This window comes from Pseudoduganella violaceinigra DSM 15887 (assembly GCF_000425385.1).
In the GTDB taxonomy this organism is placed as follows: Bacteria; Pseudomonadota; Gammaproteobacteria; order Burkholderiales; family Burkholderiaceae_D; genus Rugamonas; species Rugamonas violaceinigra.
The window spans coordinates 403541-421411 of record NZ_AUDI01000001.1 but is presented as its reverse complement, the minus strand read 5'-3'; the positions used below and the strand labels follow the sequence as shown (position 1 = coordinate 421411).

The window sequence follows — 17871 nt, the reverse complement described above, 5'->3', positions numbered from 1 at the left end:
CTAATTAGTGGTGCTTGGAATCGTTGTGCGTCAGTGTGGTGATGCGGTCGGTGTACGCAATCGCCATTGCGGACAGCAGGAATGCGATGTGGATTGTGGTCTGCGCGATCAACACTTTTTCGTCGTATTGCGCGGCATTGATAAAGGTCTTCAGCAAGTGGATCGACGAGATGCCGATGATCGCCATCGCCAGCTTGGTCTTGAGGACGGAAGCGTTCACGTGCGACAGCCATTCCGGCTGGTCGGGGTGGCCTTCGAGGTGCATGCGCGAGACGAAGGTTTCATAGCCGCCCACGATCACCATGATCAGCAGGTTGGAGATCATGACCACGTCGATCAGCCCCAGCACCACCAGCATGATGGTGGTTTCGGTCAGCTTGGTCGGCAGAATGGCGTCTTTGCTGGGCGGGGTGACAGCCTGCAGGATGTGGTCCAGCGATTGGGCGTTGCCCAGCGCCGCGCCGATCAGGTCCTTCAGCTCGACCCAGAAATGGAACACGTAGACGCACTGCGCCAGGATCAGGCCCAGGTACAGCGGCAGCTGCAGCCAACGGGACATGAAGATGAAGGCGGGAATAGGGCTGAGGCGTTTGCCGCTGGAGGTGTTCTGGGGTTCGGTCATCGTGGGCGGTGATTAAGTGTTTCAAAAACAGCCGATATTCTACACTCGCGTGGGCTGCACGGGAGCCGCCGGCGTTCGGCCAGGGCCCCGACTATGCTACATTGCCCGTTTATCTATCTTGTGCGAAGAATATGAAGCTGGATTGGGTGCAGGGCCTGCGCGGCATTGCCGTGCTGCTGGTGGTCCTGACGCATGGCCGATTTTTCCTTGACGGTACGCCGAATGAAGGCCTGGCGACCATGCTGTTCCTGCCCGGCGCCATGGGTGTCGACCTGTTTTTCCTGGTCAGCGGATTTATCATGGTCTACACCACCCGGCATGCCGGCGGCCCGCGCGATGCGGCGCTGTTCGCGGCCAAGCGCTTTGCGCGCGTCTGGCCCGCGTACGCGGTGGTGACGATGGCCTGGATTTTCATCAAGCGGGACGGATTCTGGTTCTTCGCGGATGCGGGACGCCTGCAGGAGCTGTTCACGTCATTGGCATTCCTGCCGGTGGCGCCGCACGACCCGCCGTTCTTTGGCCTGGTATTTCCCCTGGCCTGGACCCTGGCCTTCGAAATGTACTTCTACCTGGTGTTCGGCCTGAGCATGCTGGCCGGCAGCCGCCGCTGGCTGGCACTTGCCGGCTGGATGCTGCTGACCCTCGTCGCGCTGCCGCTGATGGCCGGCGGACCGACGCTGGATGTGCGCCAGCACCTGGCCTTGGATTTCGGCTACCTGCACCTGGTGAGCAACCCGATCGTCTGGGAATTTGTGGCCGGGATGGCGGCCGGGCTGCTCTACCTGGACCCGCGCGTGCGCTTCCCCAACGCTGGGCTGGCCTGGCAGGCTGTCGTGTGCAGCGCCGGGTTCGTGCTCTGGTGGGGCTGGTCCGGCGCGGGCGGCTTCCACGGGCCGGCAGGGTGGGGCTGGCCGCTGGCGCTGATGCTGCTGGCGCTGGCCATCGCCAGTAAAACGGTCACGCTGCGCATGCCAGGATGGCTGACCTGGGTCGGCAACGTGTCCTACTCCATGTACCTCACACATTTTCTCGGCCAAGTGGTCTTGACTCGCTGGCTGGACCAGCATTCCCTGCACACGCGCAGCTGGAATGAGGTCTATCTCGCGCTGTTGCTGGCGATCCCGCTTGCCTCGGCTTCCCACTGGCTGCTGGAGCGCCAGCTGGGCGGCTGGACGCGGCGCAAATTGGTATTGCTGGTTGACCGTTGGCTGCCCGCGCCGCCTGTACCAGAAGGGCCCGATGTGATTAAAATGGCAAATGTGGCCCCTTAAGCAATGTAAGGGGGCAGTAAGCGACGGGTTCTATCGTTGCTAGCAAACCATCACTAACCGGAGACAAGCATGACCAACCAGGGCGCAGACCAACAAGGACCAATGGAATCGCGTATTTTTGCGCCGCCGGCGGCATTCGTGGAACAGGCCGCCGTATCCGGCATGGCCGCCTACAAGGCGCTGTGCGAAGAAGCCGAGCGCGACTATGAAGGCTTCTGGGCGCGCCTGGCGCGCGAGAACGTGGAATGGCAAACGCCGTTCACTCGCACGCTGAACGAAGACAATGCGCCTTTCTACAAATGGTTCGAAGACGGCAAGCTGAATGTGTCCTACAACTGCCTGGACCGCAATATCAAGAACGGCCTGGGCGACAAGACCGCGATCATCTTCGAAGCCGACAACGGCGAAGTGACCCGCGTCAGCTACCAGCAACTGCACGACAAAGTCTGCAAGATCGCCAACGGCCTGAAAGCGCGCGGCATCAAGAAGGGCGACCGCGTCGTCATCTATATGTCGATGTCGGTGGAAGGCGTGGCCGCCATGCAGGCCTGCGCGCGTATCGGCGCCACCCACTCCGTGGTATTCGGCGGCTTCTCCGCCAAGTCGCTGCAGGAGCGCATCATCGACGCCGGCGCCGTTGCCGTGCTGACCTGCGACGAGCAAGTGCGCGGCGGCAAACAGCTGCCGCTGAAAGCCATCGTCGACGAAGCGCTGGCCATGGGCGGCTGCGACACCATCAGGAATGTGGTGGTGTACAAGCGCACCGGCGGCAATATCGCCTTGACCGAAGGCCGCGACATCTGGCTGCACGATCTGGTGGAAGGCCAGGCTGCCACGTGCGAACCTGAATGGGTGGACGCGGAGCACCCGCTGTTCATCCTGTACACCTCCGGCTCCACCGGCACCCCGAAAGGCGTGCAGCACTCGACCGGCGGCTACCTGCTGTGGGCCGCGCTGACCATGAAGTGGTCGTTCGACATCAAGCCGGAAGACGTGTACTGGTGCACCGCAGACATCGGCTGGGTCACCGGCCATACTTATATCGCCTACGGCCCGACCGCGGTCGGCGCCACCCAGGTTGTCTTCGAAGGCATTCCGACCTACCCGCACTCTGGCCGCTTCTGGGAAACCATCGCCAAGCACAAGGTCAATATCTTCTATACCGCACCGACCGCGATCCGTTCGTTGATCAAAGCGTCCGACGTCGACCCGAAAGTGCACCCGAAGAATTTCGACGTTTCCTCGCTGCGCCTGCTGGGCACCGTGGGTGAGCCGATCAATCCTGAAGCCTGGATGTGGTACTACAAAAACGTCGGCAGCGAAAAGTGCCCGATCGTCGACACCTTCTGGCAGACCGAAACCGGCGGCCACATGATCACCCCGCTGCCGGGCGCCACGCCGATGGTTCCAGGCTCCTGCACCCTGCCGCTGCCAGGCATCATGGCCGCGATTGTGGACGAAGCAGGGCACGACGTACCGAACGGCAGCGGCGGCATTCTGGTCGTCAAGCGCCCATGGCCGTCGATGATCCGCACCATCTGGGGCAATCCGGACCGCTTCAAGTCCGGCTACTTCCCTGAAGAACTGGGCGGCAAATACTACCTGGCCGGCGACGGCGCGATCCGCAACGCCGAGACGGGCTACTTCACCATCACCGGCCGTATCGACGACGTGCTGAATGTGTCCGGCCACCGCATGGGCACGATGGAGATCGAATCCGCACTGGTCGCCAATCCGCTGGTGGCCGAAGCCGCCGTGGTGGGCAAGCCCGACGAGACCACCGGCGAATCGATCTGCGCCTTCGTGGTGCTGAAGCGCACCCGCCCAACCGGCGACGAAGCCAAGCAGATCGCCACCGAACTGCGTAACTGGGTGGGCAAGGAGATCGGCCCGATCGCCAAGCCGAAAGAGATCCGCTTCGGCGACAACCTGCCGAAGACCCGCTCCGGCAAGATCATGCGCCGCCTGCTGCGCGTGCTGGCCAAAGGCGAGACCATCACCCAGGACGTCTCCACACTGGAAAACCCAGCCATCCTCGAGCAACTGAAAGAAACCGCGTAAGCCTGAACGGGCGGGTCTGATCCTGCGGGTCAGACCCTGATTTACCGGTTTTGAGGTTTTAAGCAGAAAGTCTTTGCACTCCCCGCCAACCCTGCTATAATTCGGGCCTCTCGCGATGAGTGAGAGAAGTAGGAGAGATGGATGAGTGGTTGAAGTCGCACGCCTGGAAAGCGTGTATAGGTTCATAGCCTATCGGGGGTTCGAATCCCCCTCTCTCCGCCAAGAATTCAGTAAATAAGCGCCTTTCGGGGCGCTTTTTTATTTTGTCCCACATCCAGTCCCACATGCCAAAATCGCTTGGTGGTGTAATTCTGCCCCGGAGCGCCAGTTCATCCCTCCCATGTAGTTCGATCTCGCCCGTCCTGTACATGCTGCCGGAATGGCAGTTTCCCTCTCATTACGATTTTTTCAACGGTCGAACTTTGGATCTTGACTTTGAGTAGATCGGAAATGTGTGCGATAGGGTAGATGGATGGCAGTAGTAAATTGCGCTAGTATTTACTCAAGGATTGCAGACCTGTGTGCTCACAAGTGGTAGCGATGGATAGCGAGCATGCCTCACACGGAGGTACAAAATGGGCTTCTTCAAATCGATGTTTGGCAGCGTCACCCGAGATCTCAAAATCCGGCAGCTAAAGGCAGCTTTTGCGCGTGATTTCCCTGGCGAGAAAATGAATGGTACTCTCGAAGGCTACTGTGGAGTTGGTATGATGGTAGCCCAGTCGATTAATGATGGTACGCAGGATCGAATTCGCTTTCTCAATGTATTTGAAGAAGGGTTGAGGCAAGAGGACGAACGTCATCGTCACTTCGCCAAGGAAGCCTATGATCTTGGTGTCGAGACTTACCTTGAGAAGTAATCGTCACGGAACTGATTGATGCTGACTAGCCTAGCCCGCGACAAACCATTTCAACCGATGCAAGTAGCAGAAAAGTAAAACATCGCCGAATGCAACGACTCCGCGACCATTATCGCCCGCGCTGCCTTCAGTGAGGTCATCAGCGATCTCACGTATCGTTCGGCTGCCTTCTGCGAATCGCGCTCGCAACAACGAATCGGTGGCATCGTCACCCATCACTTTACGAACAGCGGCGGAAAGTAATTCCAGTGATTCGATGGGCGACTCGTCTCCCGATATTTCCGTTTGAATTAGCGAATGAATTCGGTTAATTAACGGAGCGGACTGCACGGCAACTGGTTCGGCATTCGCCACACCATGCGCGCCTGGTTCGGAGAAGTTCCATGCGGAATGCCCCTTAAGTAGTGCGACGTCTGGAAACGTTGAATTCTCTACCATCTGCGGCTCAACGGTCCATTTATGGAGCTTGGACTCTTGATGAAATGCCGGGCAGGCATAGCAGACAATGGCTCTCGACTTTAAGTTGGCTTGCAACTTCTCAAGCGCTAACTGCTGATGCGGGGTAACTTCAAAACGCCAGAAAGGCGACTTGAGCCCAAGATCGCGCATAGCTTTGGGCGCGTAGCGCCCATACTGAGGCCGCTTCGCTTGAATGAATACGTTTAGGCGAAACGAAGGAAGCTTCTTTCTTTTCTTTCGTTGGGACCAAATGTAGTCCCAGCTATATCGTGAAAGCACGACGCCATCTAGCGGAGCTCCGTGCCCAAAAAGTGCATGTAAATACGCGTGCGTTGTCCACATCGCATGATCGATTCCAACGTGCTTTTCGAAGACCTGTCCAGGTTCCCAGAGTAGGTGCGACGAATGAAGTTGGTTGAACAATGGTGCCCGGTATTCGCCCTCTTCAAATTCACATGGCTTAAGTTTCATACTGTTTCGAGTAGTAGATTTGTGGGCCGGAAGTATCCAATCCTGATTTATTATCAACTAGGATAGGCATTAACTCATCTGAAAAAATGCCATCAGGTCTGTCTTCTAGTCCGGATATCAAGATTCGCTGATTGAACGAGCTGCCGCTATCACGACTTCCTTGTCACTTTGGGACGCCCTGTGAAAGGTCACGGCTAGCCATGCTGCCGTGTCATCCATAGTGTAAAAAAAGCCTTCGGGGACATTCAGGGCTTGCGCGATCCTGGTGACCGTCAAGTAGTCTGGGTCGTGCTTTCCTCGCTCATACTGGTTCATTCGCGCGCTTGCTGACATTTCATCGATACCAGCAGCGACGCCAAGCTTTTCTTGTGATATGCCCGCGATCTTCCTGGCTTCCTTTAATCTCTTCGCAAAGACAGACATGCTTAGCCCCTTAAAGGCTAAGATATTCTTAGGATTGTGTTGCGCTGACACTAAGGATTACTTAGTATTGGATAACCGCTCAACGGCACTTGGAGAATTTATTTGCTGGTGAGACGGCATTTAAGTACTTCTACCGCTTAATGAGATACACACCAGACTATGAAGAAAACTCTCTTATTCCTCGTTGCCGCAATGCTTACTGCTTGCGCATCCCAACCTGCAAAGATCTCTCAAACCGCATCTGGCTGGCCGGAAATCGAAATCTCAACTGCCGATAAGAAATCGGTCAAGGACTACATCCTTCTGAAGAATTCCGAATCGGGATGGAATTTGGAACAGGAGTCCGACAGCATGCTATCTTTCTCTAAATTGGACTCAAGCGGTTCATTTAATGCGGCCTTAACGCAAGCCGCACTAGGGAACGCCTATAGCACTCCACCAAAATATGAGGTGAAGTACTTCATCAGCCAGCTTCCTGGGAGAGTCAAGATCGTGTCTAATATCGCCGTTTCCAGCCAGATGCCTGGAGGCCAGGTGAATCGCATGTTCCTCAATGAGAACAACACCGTTTTCAATGCATATCAAGAGCAGCTAAACAGGTTTAAGCGGGGCCTTGAGGGCAACTAAGCATTGCGCAAATGTGAGCGCTCTACGCAAAAAAAGCCCGGCGCTAGGCCGGGCAGTCGCTTGCCTATCGAGGCGTGAGTCGGGTACTAGATATTTCTCAGGCCACCTGAACCTGATTTGAGCCAGTTGGGGCGAACCAAGCGTCCCTTGTCATCAAATTCTTTCAGACCTTCATGCATCAGAGCTTCAACGAGTGAGCGCCCGACTTCTCTGTTCACTTCAATAATGTCGTGCACAGCCGCTTGCGTGAGGGTCATGAGGTCGGCCCACCGGGCATAAACAACGATTTCCCTCTGTTGGTTTTGCTTTTTTTTCAGTTGGAATCGTTCTTGTTCGATCTCTTCATCGATTGACCGAAGTTCTTCCCTTGCCTTGTCGATATTCGCAACTACGATTGGTCGAGCCGCGCGTGCATTCAATGCGCTGTCTCTGCAACGATCCAGAGCTTTTTCTGCCTCGCCGATGTCACGCTTCATCGTTGCGGATTCTGTTGGCTTTGCGAGATAAGCGCCTGCACGAATGTTGGTCAAATGTTCCTCTGCCTTGGATTTCAGGTCTTCAGATTTATCAATCTCTTCCAGTTGCATCTCGGCGTCGGCAAGAATGCTGACCAGAGCCTCTCGCTCACTTTGAAGCTCCGCATCGAACACAGATCTTTCTCTCCAGTCGGTTTTATGATTGGGCGGTACCCGAGGTCCGAAGTGCAGTTCATAGTTTGCTGACACAACCTCTTTGCTCGTCGCAGTACGTCATTTCAAATCAAAGTGATTCTGCTTCGGGCAACGCGCTACTTCCTCGGGTAGAAGAGGTTGAACCGGTTGTACTCGAACCGCTTTCGCGAACAGAACAAGTAAAATTGGCTCGCCACTTCAACGTTATAAATGAAGCTGATTTTTGGGAGGCTGTGCACGGCGGGAATTACTTAGGGATGGCAGTTAGTCCTCGTGACCTTGCATGGCTAGTGGACTATTGGAATATTAATCGAAAGTTGTCCAACTACACTGAGCTCATGCGCGCGCACGTGCAGCGGCGATTGAGCGAGGAAAATGAATCGTATTCTGATAAGGTCGCTACCGGTGATTGTCAACAAAGTTGTCGCGTCGAGTTATGCGGCTTGCCGAAAATTCTCAATGCCTGATCGCTCAGGGTTCAGCCATACTTCTTTTACTGCTTCCCAGTTCCGCGTCGCACCTGACCAGCGCTCCGGTCTGCGCGCTTTCGCCTCCGCGTAGACACGTTCGCGTTGGCGCAGAACTGCGTCATCGGTGCCACTGTGGCGCTGTGCCGGTGTGACGAATTTAAGCCCGCTGTGCTTATGCACGTTGTTGTACCACCTCACAAAATCCGTCGTCCAAGCACGTGCTTCATCCACGTTCGTAAAGGGCCGGCTTGGGCACGTTCTTCCTTAGCTCGTTCGGCAGCACTAGCATTGGCGGACATACACGCAGAACGCCATGCTGCTACTTGCTCGACAAAGATGCCTTTACGGCGGCAGTATTCCGCCAGATCGGCTTCATTCATGCTGGCCGTTTCCAGCACCACGCCAACCGTAACGCTGGCCTCTGTCCCCGCCACCTTGCCACCTTGCTCCGCAAACGCTGCAGCCACTGCGGCTTTCACCTGGGCTTCTATTTCGGGAAGCTGATTGTCGGTCGGAGGGGGAATATTGAAAGTGGGACTTACGGTCGCCCTAATGTCGACGGCATTGCGAACGTCCGCCCGGACATCGGCAATTTGAGCAGCAATATGCCCTTTCAGCTCCTCAATCTCATTTTTGAGTGTCACACCTAGAAGAGACACCTCGGAAAAAAGCGGGGCCAGGAGAAGCGCCATCCACACGCCGAAAACGGCGATATCGGACGCGGCCGCTTTACCACTGAGCAGGTCAGGAAGGCGTGCAGCAAGCCAAAGTTGCACATCCTTCTCGAGCATTTTCGGCTTGAATAGATTCCTATCGCTGAAAGGTCCTTCTTCCACACCTCGTTTGATTTCCCCCAACCGCGCTAGAACCTGCTCTAGCAGTTGGTCAGCAGACTTCGCCTCTGCTTCGAATCCATCGATCAGCGTCTGCACCTGGTCGAAGGTCGTGAGCGCCGCGACTTCGGCAGCTTACGATGCATGAAGCAATTGCTCAGACAGCAGCCATGCAAAAGTAGCCTTCGTGCGAGACGTTGCGGCGGAGCTGATCTCCGCGTTGCGGGTGATTCAATAGCCGAAATTGGCGAAAGGTAGGAGGATGGCGAAGCGATCAGGCTTGAGAATCTCGAGCTCCAAGCAACCGCCTTCACCGCTGCCTGAGTTTTGTTCACCGCGTTCAATTTGGTGAGAGACTTATCATTTCATTTCATTTCTCGCTTGCGAGCAGCGGTGCTGCTCGTCGTGCTTGAACCTCAGCGGCATTCGTAACAATATATGGTCGGCTAATTGCGGCCTCCATCGTAATCATTTTTTCGTCACGGTAGCGCTGCTCAGCGTAGGCGAGTTCTTCAAATTCTAAGTTTTGTGGGGAGTCCCATACAACGTCGTCAATGTTCCAGGCTTGGTAAGGACGTTTGAGGGCCTCGGCAGGAAGCGTTCGCCTAGCTAGAAAGTCGTCGTATTTTTCGCTTGGCAGCGCAATCCCGTGGCATGACGTCCGGGAACGGTCGCAGAGCATCATCATGACTTTTAGATCCAGCCTGCAATTTATATAATTCCAACGCTGCGTTTCCCACATTTGATAAGTCTTGACATGGACCTCGTTAACTCGTCGTTCTGTAACAATGACGGGCGTTATGTCGACCGCAGCAACGTAGTCTTCTTTTAGGCGCGCCTCATTTAGTAATCTCAAAGACCCATCTTCGCGTGTCACGAACCATACTGAAACACTGAAATTTTTTGGGTCTAGTTTGTGGATCAAAAGTTCTCGGGCGAAGTTCCAAGTTGATTTGTACCAACTTTGAATTTGGTTGTGTGTTAGGCAATAGTTGGTCGAACCTTTTAACCATTCTTCGTCAACAAGGAATAGCTCCGCGAGACCTCTAATTGTTTTGTTGTCGAGCGCATTTATGAGGCGCTCCCTATGTTCAAGGTCGGCGCGGGCAAGGTGGCCAGGTGGCAAAATTGACGGTATGTCGACAGCATTAATTTCGTGAGCCGAAAAAATGTCGAAAAAACGCGAAACCAAAAGATCAAGTTCGCCGACCTTTGGCGATTCGGACGCTAGCATGACCGCACGCATCGTCATTCCGATGAAGTCCTGGATCGAGAGCCCCATCGTTTGGGCGTGGCGTTCGACAAATGCCTTGACGTCAGAATCCAGCCGAATCGTAGTTGCAACTCGCTTGCTTTCGGTAAGTTGACTGTCGGACGGCTGCTCTGTGTTGGGGAGTGAGGTTGGAGCGGGTACTCGCCCCAACAAAACAGTTAATAGATTTGCGATTGAAAGATTCAAGTTACCTCCCATTTTGTATTTAGATGCAAATTGCATCTTAAGTGCGATTGGGAGTAGATTGAATCTTTTGCACCGGACTGTCAAGAGGAGTTCTACTATTGAACGAACTTTCCCGTCGAAAAAGCAATGACTTATCGTGAGAAGCGATAGTACGCGGGCGACAAAGCATAAATCGTTGTTTTAAAGGTAATTTTTTATTTTCCGGCCGGGGGTATAGCCTATCGAGGGTTCAAATTCGTCTCTTCCACCAAGGCATTAAACCAAGCACCAGCCCGGCAGATGGCGGTGCATAAGGCTCGACAATGAAGTCCGCGCGCTCGATACGCGCTGGCTTTTCGCCTTGTGCCGTCAGTGCATCGTTCAATTGACGCAGGTGTTCCAGGCCAAGGAACAGTTTGTGTTCCTGCGGCTGGTAAGCCGTATCAAGCGGATACATGTCATACGGCTTGCTCATCATCTCGACGTGCGCGCCAGCGAATGCGGTGACGGGGTGGGCTTCCGCAAATTTCAATAACCGGGCAATGCTTTGTCGATACGCTGGCCAGTCACGCACCGTGAGCATACCGGGATACAACGAATCTCCACTGAAGACCGTGCCGCTGTGCGGATCGTAGAAAGCAAGGTGTGCGGCTTCGTGGCCAGGCAAGGGCAGGACCGTGATTTTTCGACCGCCAAGGTCAACCTGGGCTTCACCCTCGGGCCATTGGGTAAACTGGAAATGCGTTTTGACTGCATCGGGCGTGGTACCGACCACGGTCGTATTGGCGCGGGCGCGGAACGCGTAGTCGAAGGCGATATGGTCGCGGTGCCCGTGGGTATGCGCGACGAGCAAGCTCAGCTTGCGTTCGCCGATCAAGCGATTCACCGTTTCCACCAAGGGAAAGTCCACACCAGCGTCAGGCTTGGCGCCGGAGTCCAACAAGAGCGCCTTTTGTTCACCAAGTATCAGGTAGAGAAACGGCGCTTCAGTGTTCACGCATTTGTTTTGGCGAATGATAAAAACGCCGGGCCCGGCCTGGTGCACCTGTAAGAGCTGCACGCAGGCTTGGCCCGCAGGAACGCCATGAATCCATTGGCTCGCTTCTTTCAGGGGCTCCGGTGCCGCTATCGCGGCAAGGGGGATGCTTAGTGCGAACAGGAGTATGGTTTTCATAAGCATAGGGCGAAGTCATCGGAGCGTCAGAAACGACATTCAGTCGAGATCACTAATGGGAAATTCGACTGCTAGGATAGCCGGAATTGGCAAACCTAGTCCCAGCGATCAATCCGGTAGTCGCTTGTCTGCCCGCCGGACGTAACCCGAAGCGTTATCTGATACTGCTCGCCCTTGGACAGCAACAAGCCAGCCACATTGTCCTCGCCAAATCCAGCCAGCGGATTGGCCTTGCTGTACGCTTCGATGGTCGACCTGAATCCGTGGAACTCGCCTTTCAGGCAAACGGGGAAGATCGCTGAATGTCCTCCGCACTTGCGCAAGTCGCGTGCGTTCTTCAGCAACAGCACAAGGCCTTCGCCATGCTGCGGATGGACTTGCCCGAACCAGGTATGTGGCTGCGGCGTCACCGCAGTGACCTCATAGTAGCTGCCGGACAGATTGAAATCGCTGGCCGACGAGCCGCCGTGGTAAATGTACCAGGCAACGGGGTTGCGCTTCTCTTCGTTGTCCCATTGCAGAATCGGGCGCGCATCGGCATGGACCGCGGAGGTCAGTGCAACAAACGTCGATGGTCCGGCCGGTGCCGCCATTGCGATCTTGTCCGCCGTCGGCAGTACCGTGCGGCGGAACTTATCGAGCGTCATGACCGTTGCGGGCGCGATCATGTTTGCTGCCGGCGTGCTTGCTGCCTTGGGAATGATGCTAGCAAACAGGCCTTGCGATACCGGCTTCTCCTGCTCGCGTGGCAACCAGACCGTTTCCAGGATATCGGCCATCGTGGCGTAGCGGCGCTGCAGTGCGGTTCCTGCGCCCAGCTTTTCGAACGCCGCTTCGGCAGCCTTGATGGCGCCTGCGGTCGGCGCAGCCTGGGGGCGCTGATATTTGAGCGGGTGCATCTTTGCGGCCCAGCTGGCCGCCGCTTGTTCGAAGGACTTGCCGCCGGCAATATCGTCAAGCAGCGTGGCGATCATGCTTGAACGCGGATGGCAGAATCCCGTCGGCGCCATGGCGACCATGCGATAGACGACGTTGTCCTTGTTTTGCTGGCCGCTGACGGCATCGCGTGCGGTGTGCAGGTCGACCAGGAACTGCGCCTGTCCCAACGCCGCTTCTGAATTAGCCAGCGAATCGTCTTTCAGTAAGCGCAATGCCGTTGCGCAGGTGGACGATGAGTATTCGCCCAAAGCGCGCCGCACCGAATCGAACGCTTCCCGCCGGGCGCTGGCAGCCTGGAATGCGTTGTCGAGCCCATTGCCGACAAAGACCTTTCCAGATTTAATGGCGAAATGATGCCAACCGCCTTTTTCCGGTTTGCCGAGCACCGCGTCGCTCGACAGGAAAGGCATGGTGATGCTGGCCCGCCGCACTTCGCGCTGCAGTGCGTTGATCGCTTCACGGTATGCTTCGGGTACATCGTCAATATCCCACAGCGCGGATACCAGCTGGCCGTCGTCGCCGACGGTCGCCAAGCCGCCGAAGCGCTCGATGAAGTTCCTGCAGCAGCTGCATGTGCGCTTCTGGCGCTGGGCCGGATCGTCGCAGGCATTGAGGTAGGCCTCAAACAGTCCTGTGGTGTTGGTTTCGAAAATCGGTCCAGTCAGAGCGCTGAAGCGATTGTTGATTCTCTCAACTAAAGCGTTATAGGCGTTGTCGATGGGGAAGGCGTGTAATTTGTCGGCGATCATTAATTCAGCTATTGAGACGCGAAGCAGTCAAGGACTTTGAACTCAATATATTATCATCCGGGAATTTATCGAATGTTAATTCCGTCCCGGTGCTGCAGTATTGTGCAGTACCAGTTGCACATTGGGTGATGGGTGACTTCGCGCGGTCGCGAGTCAGCAAGTCGAACCGGAAATGCTTTTTCCGGACCTGAGATCCAGCCCAAAATGACAGTTGTAAGGGCTTTTTTTCTCGTTCCGCTCAAACGTGCATGTCAGGTCGCCACGGACTCGGATACGCAAATCTGCGGAGGCTCCACATGCTTCTTTCACGTCAGGACCGATCGACTCAAAGAGCTTCTTGGAAAGTGCCCCGTCAACGGAGAATGAGACGCGCCGATCTTTTGCCGTTGGCGGCGCCTTCTCATCCAGGTCATTCGAATAGATAAGGTAATTGCCTGCGAACGAGGTGTAAGAGCCGTCCCATGCCGGCGCAGCGAGCGCGGAGTCAGACGTCCATGCTGTCAGCAACATGATTCCTAATAAGAGTGTCTTCATATGCTCAACTAAACTGAACGTGGAAGTGATTGTCATGCTTAGCGAGAGGCTTCACGCCAGAAATCTTTACGTCGTTGAAGAAAACGAGTAAGGGGCAAGCCGCACATGTACGAAACAACTTGATCAGTCTTTCAGTTCCAGCGCGGTCATAAGCAGTCTCGCGGTAAATGCAAGCTATTTGCTTTCCGTCCTTCCTCATGGGGCGGATATCAACTTCGACACCACGTCGATGTGAATCATGGCCATATAGCTTCCGATCAACATGTTTTCAAGCTCGACTTCGTAGTACTTGACGCGATCTCCATTGCCATCGGCCCGCAAGAATTCGAGTCTTGCTTTTTGCAGCGAGCGTCCTGCCGCACAATTTTGCATTAAGAGTGGTGAGGCTAGGTCAGCGAGTTTGGTGATGAAAATGCTCCGGATGTCGCAACGTTCTGCCGTATGTCCGCCGGCCGTGGAGGACGTTGCGCTCCTGGGTTGTTCGACACCCCATTGGGCGGAAGTGCATTCAATCCATGTGGCATGTCCGGCATCTGTGGATTCGCCCTTGATTCCATCTAGTTGAAGATAAACGTCGATTGCCATGGAAACCTCCGAAAGGGGATGGACCGTAGTGATCAGTATTGCCCTTTGGCAAACGGTTGGCTTGACTCGAATCAAAAGCCCTTCGCAAGCAGGTGCAAGGATTTATTGGGGCCGCTAGGTTGCTTCCACCGCACTTGGGGCGAAGCTTGTGGCCAGGTGCGATCTGGGCGGCAGCGATGGCCGACGGGCCTGAATGCTTGGACTTTGTCGAGAAAAGCCTTCAGCCTTGCTTACCTTGCGACGCAAAAGTTGGGGCAGCTGGACAAGATGCGGTAGCCGGCATAGATCAGCTCCCGCCAACTGCGAGATTTGCGGTTGTCATACTCAAGATGCACAAATCAAGAAACCGCGCGGCGCCTTTATTACGGTCTCATTTCAGGATTGTCGCCCGGCCCCCACAAGCTGCATTGGTGGCCGCTGTCTTTCAAGCGCGGCTGGCACATACTTGAAGCGGCGTGCAGATTCTTCCGATATTCTGGACCACAAGCGGATATCGAGATCGTTGAGTTCACAAAGACGGTCAAATAGGTCGTTCCCGAGCGTCCGTTGACTTGACTTGAGGGAGCCGTCGTAGCCCTTGATTGCGGCGTTGTCGGATTTGTTCTTGATACTTCCTTGAAGGTTTAGTCCTTCAAAAACCGGCTGCAACATATAGGTGGCGGTGGCCATGGCTTCGTCGTACTTTTCCACGGTGCCAATCAGGCTCATTCGCATCAGGCGGCTGGTTGCGATGTCGAGATTGTGCTTGGACGGCGGTGCTCCGTAATGATCGCAACCGAATATTGTTACCTGTGGATTGATCACGTAATTCGGATGATGTTCCACAAGGTGTTCAATGAACTCGTTAAACGGCAAGCGTTGAGCCGCGACCTGGATAGGGTTTCCGTTCGACGCGAACCTCTGATAGTAAAGATACGTCGAAGCCAGCCTCGAGACTGGATGCCGCAGCAGGGCGAAGTCGAAGAAGATGAAGGAAGCTTGTCTCTGCTCGTCCAGGTATGCCGAGAAGTCTTTGTCCCAAAAATGATGGCTTGAGATCGCCTGTAGATTCGGGTTGCGTTCGAGGAGCTCGAACAATTGCTGCGGATAGACTCGCCCACCGTCCGACGATTCGGGATGGAACGCCGTAAAGTTTTCCCCGAAATGGCTCAGTAATGAACCGTCCAAAGTGGAGCCGGCATTCTTGAAGACATGGCGATGCAAAAGAATGAATCGCATAGTCAAAGTATCCCGATATGAGAGCACTTTTGTGAGCCCATTGGGTTGATGCTCCGCGTCCTTCGGGAGCATGCTTTTCCATGGGGCCTCAATGCGATTACATTATTGCTCAGGAAATCACGTACGCGTGTAACGTAATTTTTTGTTGTATTTGGCGCTCTTGACAAGCAGGCGTGCCGGTGCCCTGCACATATGAACACTTTCGCGTTGGGATCATAGCTTCGTCATCGACCCAGAAAGTGCAGCTGGCGCGCCTGCGAAAGCTTATCGCATGTGCTCAAAGGCCTGATCGTTGCCGCGTCACTGCCAGCCGTTCCGCTTCGGGCAAGCTTTGGCGCAAATGGAAAATCTGTTCCGCATCCTGGCCCGCCGCATACATGACTTGGCCGGTGTCGTCCGTCGCTGCCCTGTAGATTACTTCGGCGATGGATTCCGGAGACGAATAGCCCGCGCGCCGCTCGCTGATGGCTGCGGTGACCTTGTTAAGGGTATCGCTGTAGGCATTTCCCCCGTCGCCGAAGGTGCGCACCAGCGAACGGCCCGCGAAGTCGGTGGCAACGCCTCCCGGCGCGATGCATTTGGCGCGGATGCCAAGCGGCGCCAGTTCGAACGACAGGGATTCGGTGAAGCCCACTACGGCGTACTTGGTGGCGTGATAAAGCGAGAAGAAGGGCAGGGTAACCAGGCCGCCGATCGATGCGACGTTGACGATGGCGCCGCTGCCTTGTTTGCGCATGGCCGGAAGGACTGCGCGCGTCGTGGCAAAGATGCCGTCCACGTTGGTGGCGAACTGGCGCCGGATCTGTTCATCGGTGGCTGTTTCGAATGGACCGAACAAGCCGTAGCCGGCATTGTTGACCAGGGCATCGATGCGGCCGAATTTTTCCAGGGTTGCCGCTACTGCCGCGTTGACCGACGCAGGGTCGGTGACGTCCATCGCCAGGACCGTCACGCCGGCTTGTGCCGCCAGCTGCGCGCCATCGGATGGATTGCGCATGGTGGCGGCAACGCGCCAGCCGCGCTGCGCAAACAGTTGCGCCGCCGCGAGGCCAATGCCGGACGAGGCGCCGGTGATCAGGACGACAGCTTGGGTTTCGGTGGTCATGTCATGCTCCTTTGGTGAAAAAAAATTCGGTTAATGGTCAAAAAAATATCAACAACGAATGCCGTCCCAGCACAGCTGGAAAGCAAGGGTGCGGCAGTCCTCCGTATCGGCCACGGATTTCGAACGGATCATCCTGGCAGTCTCCCGTACGGAACCGACAAAGAAGGACATCAACAGGGGACCAGGTACGGCTTTCAGGATTTCGGTCCGCTGCCCTTCGGCGACGATCTGCATCAGCCCTTCGCCAAGCCGGCCGACATAATCGCGGCTTTCCTCGTTCATATAGGTCGAGCCGACAAACTGCTCCATGAAGCTGGCCTGGTCATGCCGCCGCAAACGGTGGTTGAGCATATTGTTCCAGACGGTGCGTACGCGTATCTTCAGGGGCGCGGCGGGATCGAGCTCTCCGCTATACGCCTCGATCGCTTCGCGCTTGGCACAGCGGAATACTTCGTTATACAGGGCCTCCTTGTCGGCGAAATAGACGTAAAGCGTACTGGTGGCAATGCCGGCCGCCTTGGCGATTTCGGCCAAGGTCAGGCCGAACAAGCCGCGTTCGGCGGCCAGGCGGCAGGTTGCCGCAATCACGGCCTCCATTTTCTTTTCGTCTTTTTGCTTCATGCCAGCATTTTAGCAGAAAAAAAATTCGGCTATGCGGCGAGCCTATTCGGCCCATTCGCCCCGGGGAAGACGGCCATGCTCAAGCCATCCAGAAGAACACCGCAGTGAGGCGCTTGTCCGTGTGATCGAAGCCGAAGTAGCCGGTGGCCGAGTGCACCAGGTTGGCCTTGTACAGCAGGATGCGGTTGAAGCGGTTTTCCACCCGCACGTCCTCCTGCCAGGCCTCCGGCGGCAAGCCTTTCACCTTCAGCGCCTCGCGCAGGTTGGCATGCGGCGGCATGCACAGGTTGCCGCCCAGCGTGCCGTTTGGCTGGCGCTGGCGGTAGAAGGAGGTGCCGCAGTCCGGGTCGGGATCGGGCGTCAGGTAGATCACGCAGGCGTAGCGGCAAAGCTTGGTCGAATCGGTGTGCGGGCGCGCGCCGGAATCCGGCATGCCGACCAGCTGGAAGTAGTTATGATTCAGTGAGCTGCCTTGCGGGGTGGCTTCCTGCCACAGGCGTTTGGCGCCGGTCATTTTCTTGACCCAGCTTTCGACATGCTCCACTTCCGACGGTGTGAGCGCGTTCGGCGTGCGCTTGCCAGGCCAGGGTTCATTTGCATAGGGGGCGCCGAGTTCCCAGTAATCCTGCTTGAAGCAGCGCTCTGCGATTTCCTGGGCGTTTGGCAGGAAGTCGTCCTGCACCCAGTAGTCGCGGCCTAACTGGGGTTTGCGGTAGGGGAGGATGGGCAGCATGGCGCAC

The 17871-nt window shown here is 55.9% G+C and carries 17 protein-coding genes, 1 tRNA gene and 2 pseudogenes; 5 read left to right on the top strand and 15 right to left on the bottom strand.

Annotation, left to right across the window (positions count from 1 at the left end; genetic code table 11):
* Positions 1-4: 4 nt before the first annotated feature.
* Complete coding sequence (locus H597_RS0102060) at positions 5-622, bottom strand: YqhA family protein (RefSeq protein ID WP_028100660.1); 618 nt, start codon at positions 620-622, stop codon at positions 5-7.
* Positions 623-753: 131 nt separating this feature from the next.
* Here H597_RS0102060 and H597_RS29410 point away from each other — a divergent pair, with 131 nt between their 5' ends.
* The 4 genes from H597_RS29410 (at position 754) to H597_RS0102040 (ending at position 4814) form a co-directional block, all read left to right on the top strand.
* On the top strand, positions 754-1893 hold the full coding sequence (locus H597_RS29410) for an acyltransferase family protein (protein ID WP_051293457.1): 1140 nt from the start codon (positions 754-756) through the stop codon (positions 1891-1893).
* Between the two features lie 102 nt (positions 1894-1995).
* A complete protein-coding gene (gene acs, locus H597_RS0102050) occupies positions 1996-3954 on the top strand; it encodes an acetate--CoA ligase (RefSeq protein WP_028100659.1) in 1959 nt (652 codons plus the stop codon).
* A gap of 131 nt (positions 3955-4085) precedes the next feature.
* Positions 4086-4176: transfer RNA gene (locus H597_RS0102045), tRNA-Ser, on the top strand.
* 353 nt (positions 4177-4529) lie between these two features.
* Positions 4530-4814: a hypothetical protein gene (locus H597_RS0102040; protein ID WP_028100658.1), complete on the top strand. Its 285-nt coding sequence runs from the start codon at positions 4530-4532 to the stop codon at positions 4812-4814.
* Positions 4815-4844: 30 nt separating this feature from the next.
* Here the strand turns inward: H597_RS0102040 and H597_RS34590 are convergent, their stop codons facing one another.
* Both H597_RS34590 and H597_RS0102035 read right to left on the bottom strand, forming a co-directional pair.
* Positions 4845-5744, bottom strand: coding sequence for a hypothetical protein (locus H597_RS34590; protein WP_154667911.1), 900 nt, complete (start codon positions 5742-5744; stop codon positions 4845-4847).
* Positions 5745-5861: 117 nt separating this feature from the next.
* Entirely contained in the window at positions 5862-6167 is a 306-nt protein-coding gene (locus H597_RS0102035; RefSeq protein ID WP_028100657.1) for a helix-turn-helix domain-containing protein, read from the bottom strand.
* Between the two features lie 159 nt (positions 6168-6326).
* On the opposite strand from H597_RS0102035, the gene H597_RS0102030 reads away from it, so the two are divergent.
* Positions 6327-6794 carry a hypothetical protein gene (locus tag H597_RS0102030; RefSeq protein ID WP_028100656.1) on the top strand — a complete coding sequence of 156 codons (468 nt, stop codon included), beginning with the start codon at positions 6327-6329 and terminating at the stop codon, positions 6792-6794.
* Between the two features lie 86 nt (positions 6795-6880).
* Here H597_RS0102030 and H597_RS0102025 read toward each other — a convergent pair whose 3' ends face one another.
* From H597_RS0102025 to H597_RS0101980, 12 genes and pseudogenes are all read right to left on the bottom strand, one after another.
* Positions 6881-7444, bottom strand: coding sequence for a hypothetical protein (locus H597_RS0102025; protein ID WP_028100655.1), 564 nt, complete (start codon positions 7442-7444; stop codon positions 6881-6883).
* Positions 7445-7899: 455 nt separating this feature from the next.
* A pseudogene (locus tag H597_RS36070) lies at positions 7900-8196 on the bottom strand (integrase core domain-containing protein); the annotation flags it as partial.
* Positions 8130-8867, bottom strand: a complete 738-nt coding sequence (locus H597_RS33015) for a hypothetical protein (RefSeq protein ID WP_051293455.1) — start codon at positions 8865-8867, stop codon at positions 8130-8132. The gene H597_RS33015 and the pseudogene H597_RS36070, both read right to left, overlap by 67 nt.
* Positions 8868-9138: 271 nt before the next feature.
* A complete protein-coding gene (locus H597_RS0102015) occupies positions 9139-10227 on the bottom strand; it encodes a hypothetical protein (protein WP_154667910.1) in 1089 nt (362 codons plus the stop codon).
* Between the two features lie 229 nt (positions 10228-10456).
* On the bottom strand, positions 10457-11386 hold the full coding sequence (locus H597_RS29400; protein WP_051293454.1) for an MBL fold metallo-hydrolase: 930 nt from the start codon (positions 11384-11386) through the stop codon (positions 10457-10459).
* Between the two features lie 89 nt (positions 11387-11475).
* Positions 11476-13068: a DUF8224 domain-containing phage-derived protein gene (locus tag H597_RS0102005; protein WP_051293453.1), complete on the bottom strand. Its 1593-nt coding sequence runs from the start codon at positions 13066-13068 to the stop codon at positions 11476-11478.
* Between the two features lie 153 nt (positions 13069-13221).
* The gene (locus tag H597_RS33765; RefSeq protein ID WP_229632070.1) at positions 13222-13638 is read right to left on the bottom strand and encodes a hypothetical protein; all 417 of its coding nucleotides are present in this window, start codon (positions 13636-13638) and stop codon (positions 13222-13224) included.
* Positions 13639-13845: 207 nt separating this feature from the next.
* Positions 13846-14187, bottom strand: a pseudogene (locus tag H597_RS29395) (Hcp family type VI secretion system effector); the annotation flags it as partial.
* Between the two features lie 375 nt (positions 14188-14562).
* Positions 14563-15405 (bottom strand): sulfotransferase family 2 domain-containing protein, encoded by an 843-nt coding sequence (locus H597_RS0101995; protein WP_161630563.1) that lies wholly within the window; start codon positions 15403-15405, stop codon positions 14563-14565.
* Positions 15406-15682: 277 nt separating this feature from the next.
* Positions 15683-16510, bottom strand: a complete 828-nt coding sequence (locus tag H597_RS0101990) for an SDR family oxidoreductase (protein ID WP_028100651.1) — start codon at positions 16508-16510, stop codon at positions 15683-15685.
* Between the two features lie 48 nt (positions 16511-16558).
* Complete coding sequence (locus H597_RS0101985; RefSeq protein WP_028100650.1) at positions 16559-17131, bottom strand: TetR/AcrR family transcriptional regulator; 573 nt, start codon at positions 17129-17131, stop codon at positions 16559-16561.
* Positions 17132-17210: 79 nt separating this feature from the next.
* The gene (locus H597_RS0101980; protein ID WP_035372861.1) at positions 17211-17864 is read right to left on the bottom strand and encodes a DUF6445 family protein; all 654 of its coding nucleotides are present in this window, start codon (positions 17862-17864) and stop codon (positions 17211-17213) included.
* Positions 17865-17871 lie beyond the last annotated feature (7 nt).

Bases quoted from the DNA above. Each gene is read 5' to 3' on its own strand.
- H597_RS0101980 (WP_035372861.1), bottom strand. From the start codon at position 17,864: ATGCTGCCCATCCTCCCCTACCGCAAACCCCAGTTAGGCCGCGACTAC.
- H597_RS0102030 (WP_028100656.1), top strand. From the start codon at position 6,327: ATGAAGAAAACTCTCTTATTCCTCGTTGCCGCAATGCTTACTGCTTGC.
- H597_RS34590 (WP_154667911.1), bottom strand. From the start codon at position 5,744: ATGAAACTTAAGCCATGTGAATTTGAAGAGGGCGAATACCGGGCACCA.
- acs (WP_028100659.1), top strand. From the start codon at position 1,996: ATGGAATCGCGTATTTTTGCGCCGCCGGCGGCATTCGTGGAACAGGCC.
- H597_RS33765 (WP_229632070.1), bottom strand. From the start codon at position 13,638: ATGACAATCACTTCCACGTTCAGTTTAGTTGAGCATATGAAGACACTC.
- H597_RS0101990 (WP_028100651.1), bottom strand. From the start codon at position 16,510: ATGACCACCGAAACCCAAGCTGTCGTCCTGATCACCGGCGCCTCGTCC.
- H597_RS0102005 (WP_051293453.1), bottom strand. From the start codon at position 13,068: ATGATCGCCGACAAATTACACGCCTTCCCCATCGACAACGCCTATAAC.
- H597_RS0102035 (WP_028100657.1), bottom strand. From the start codon at position 6,167: ATGTCTGTCTTTGCGAAGAGATTAAAGGAAGCCAGGAAGATCGCGGGC.
- H597_RS0102060 (WP_028100660.1), bottom strand. From the start codon at position 622: ATGACCGAACCCCAGAACACCTCCAGCGGCAAACGCCTCAGCCCTATT.
- H597_RS29410 (WP_051293457.1), top strand. From the start codon at position 754: ATGAAGCTGGATTGGGTGCAGGGCCTGCGCGGCATTGCCGTGCTGCTG.
- H597_RS0101985 (WP_028100650.1), bottom strand. From the start codon at position 17,131: ATGAAGCAAAAAGACGAAAAGAAAATGGAGGCCGTGATTGCGGCAACC.
- H597_RS29400 (WP_051293454.1), bottom strand. From the start codon at position 11,386: ATGCTTATGAAAACCATACTCCTGTTCGCACTAAGCATCCCCCTTGCC.
- H597_RS0102040 (WP_028100658.1), top strand. From the start codon at position 4,530: ATGGGCTTCTTCAAATCGATGTTTGGCAGCGTCACCCGAGATCTCAAA.
- H597_RS0101995 (WP_161630563.1), bottom strand. From the start codon at position 15,405: ATGCGATTCATTCTTTTGCATCGCCATGTCTTCAAGAATGCCGGCTCC.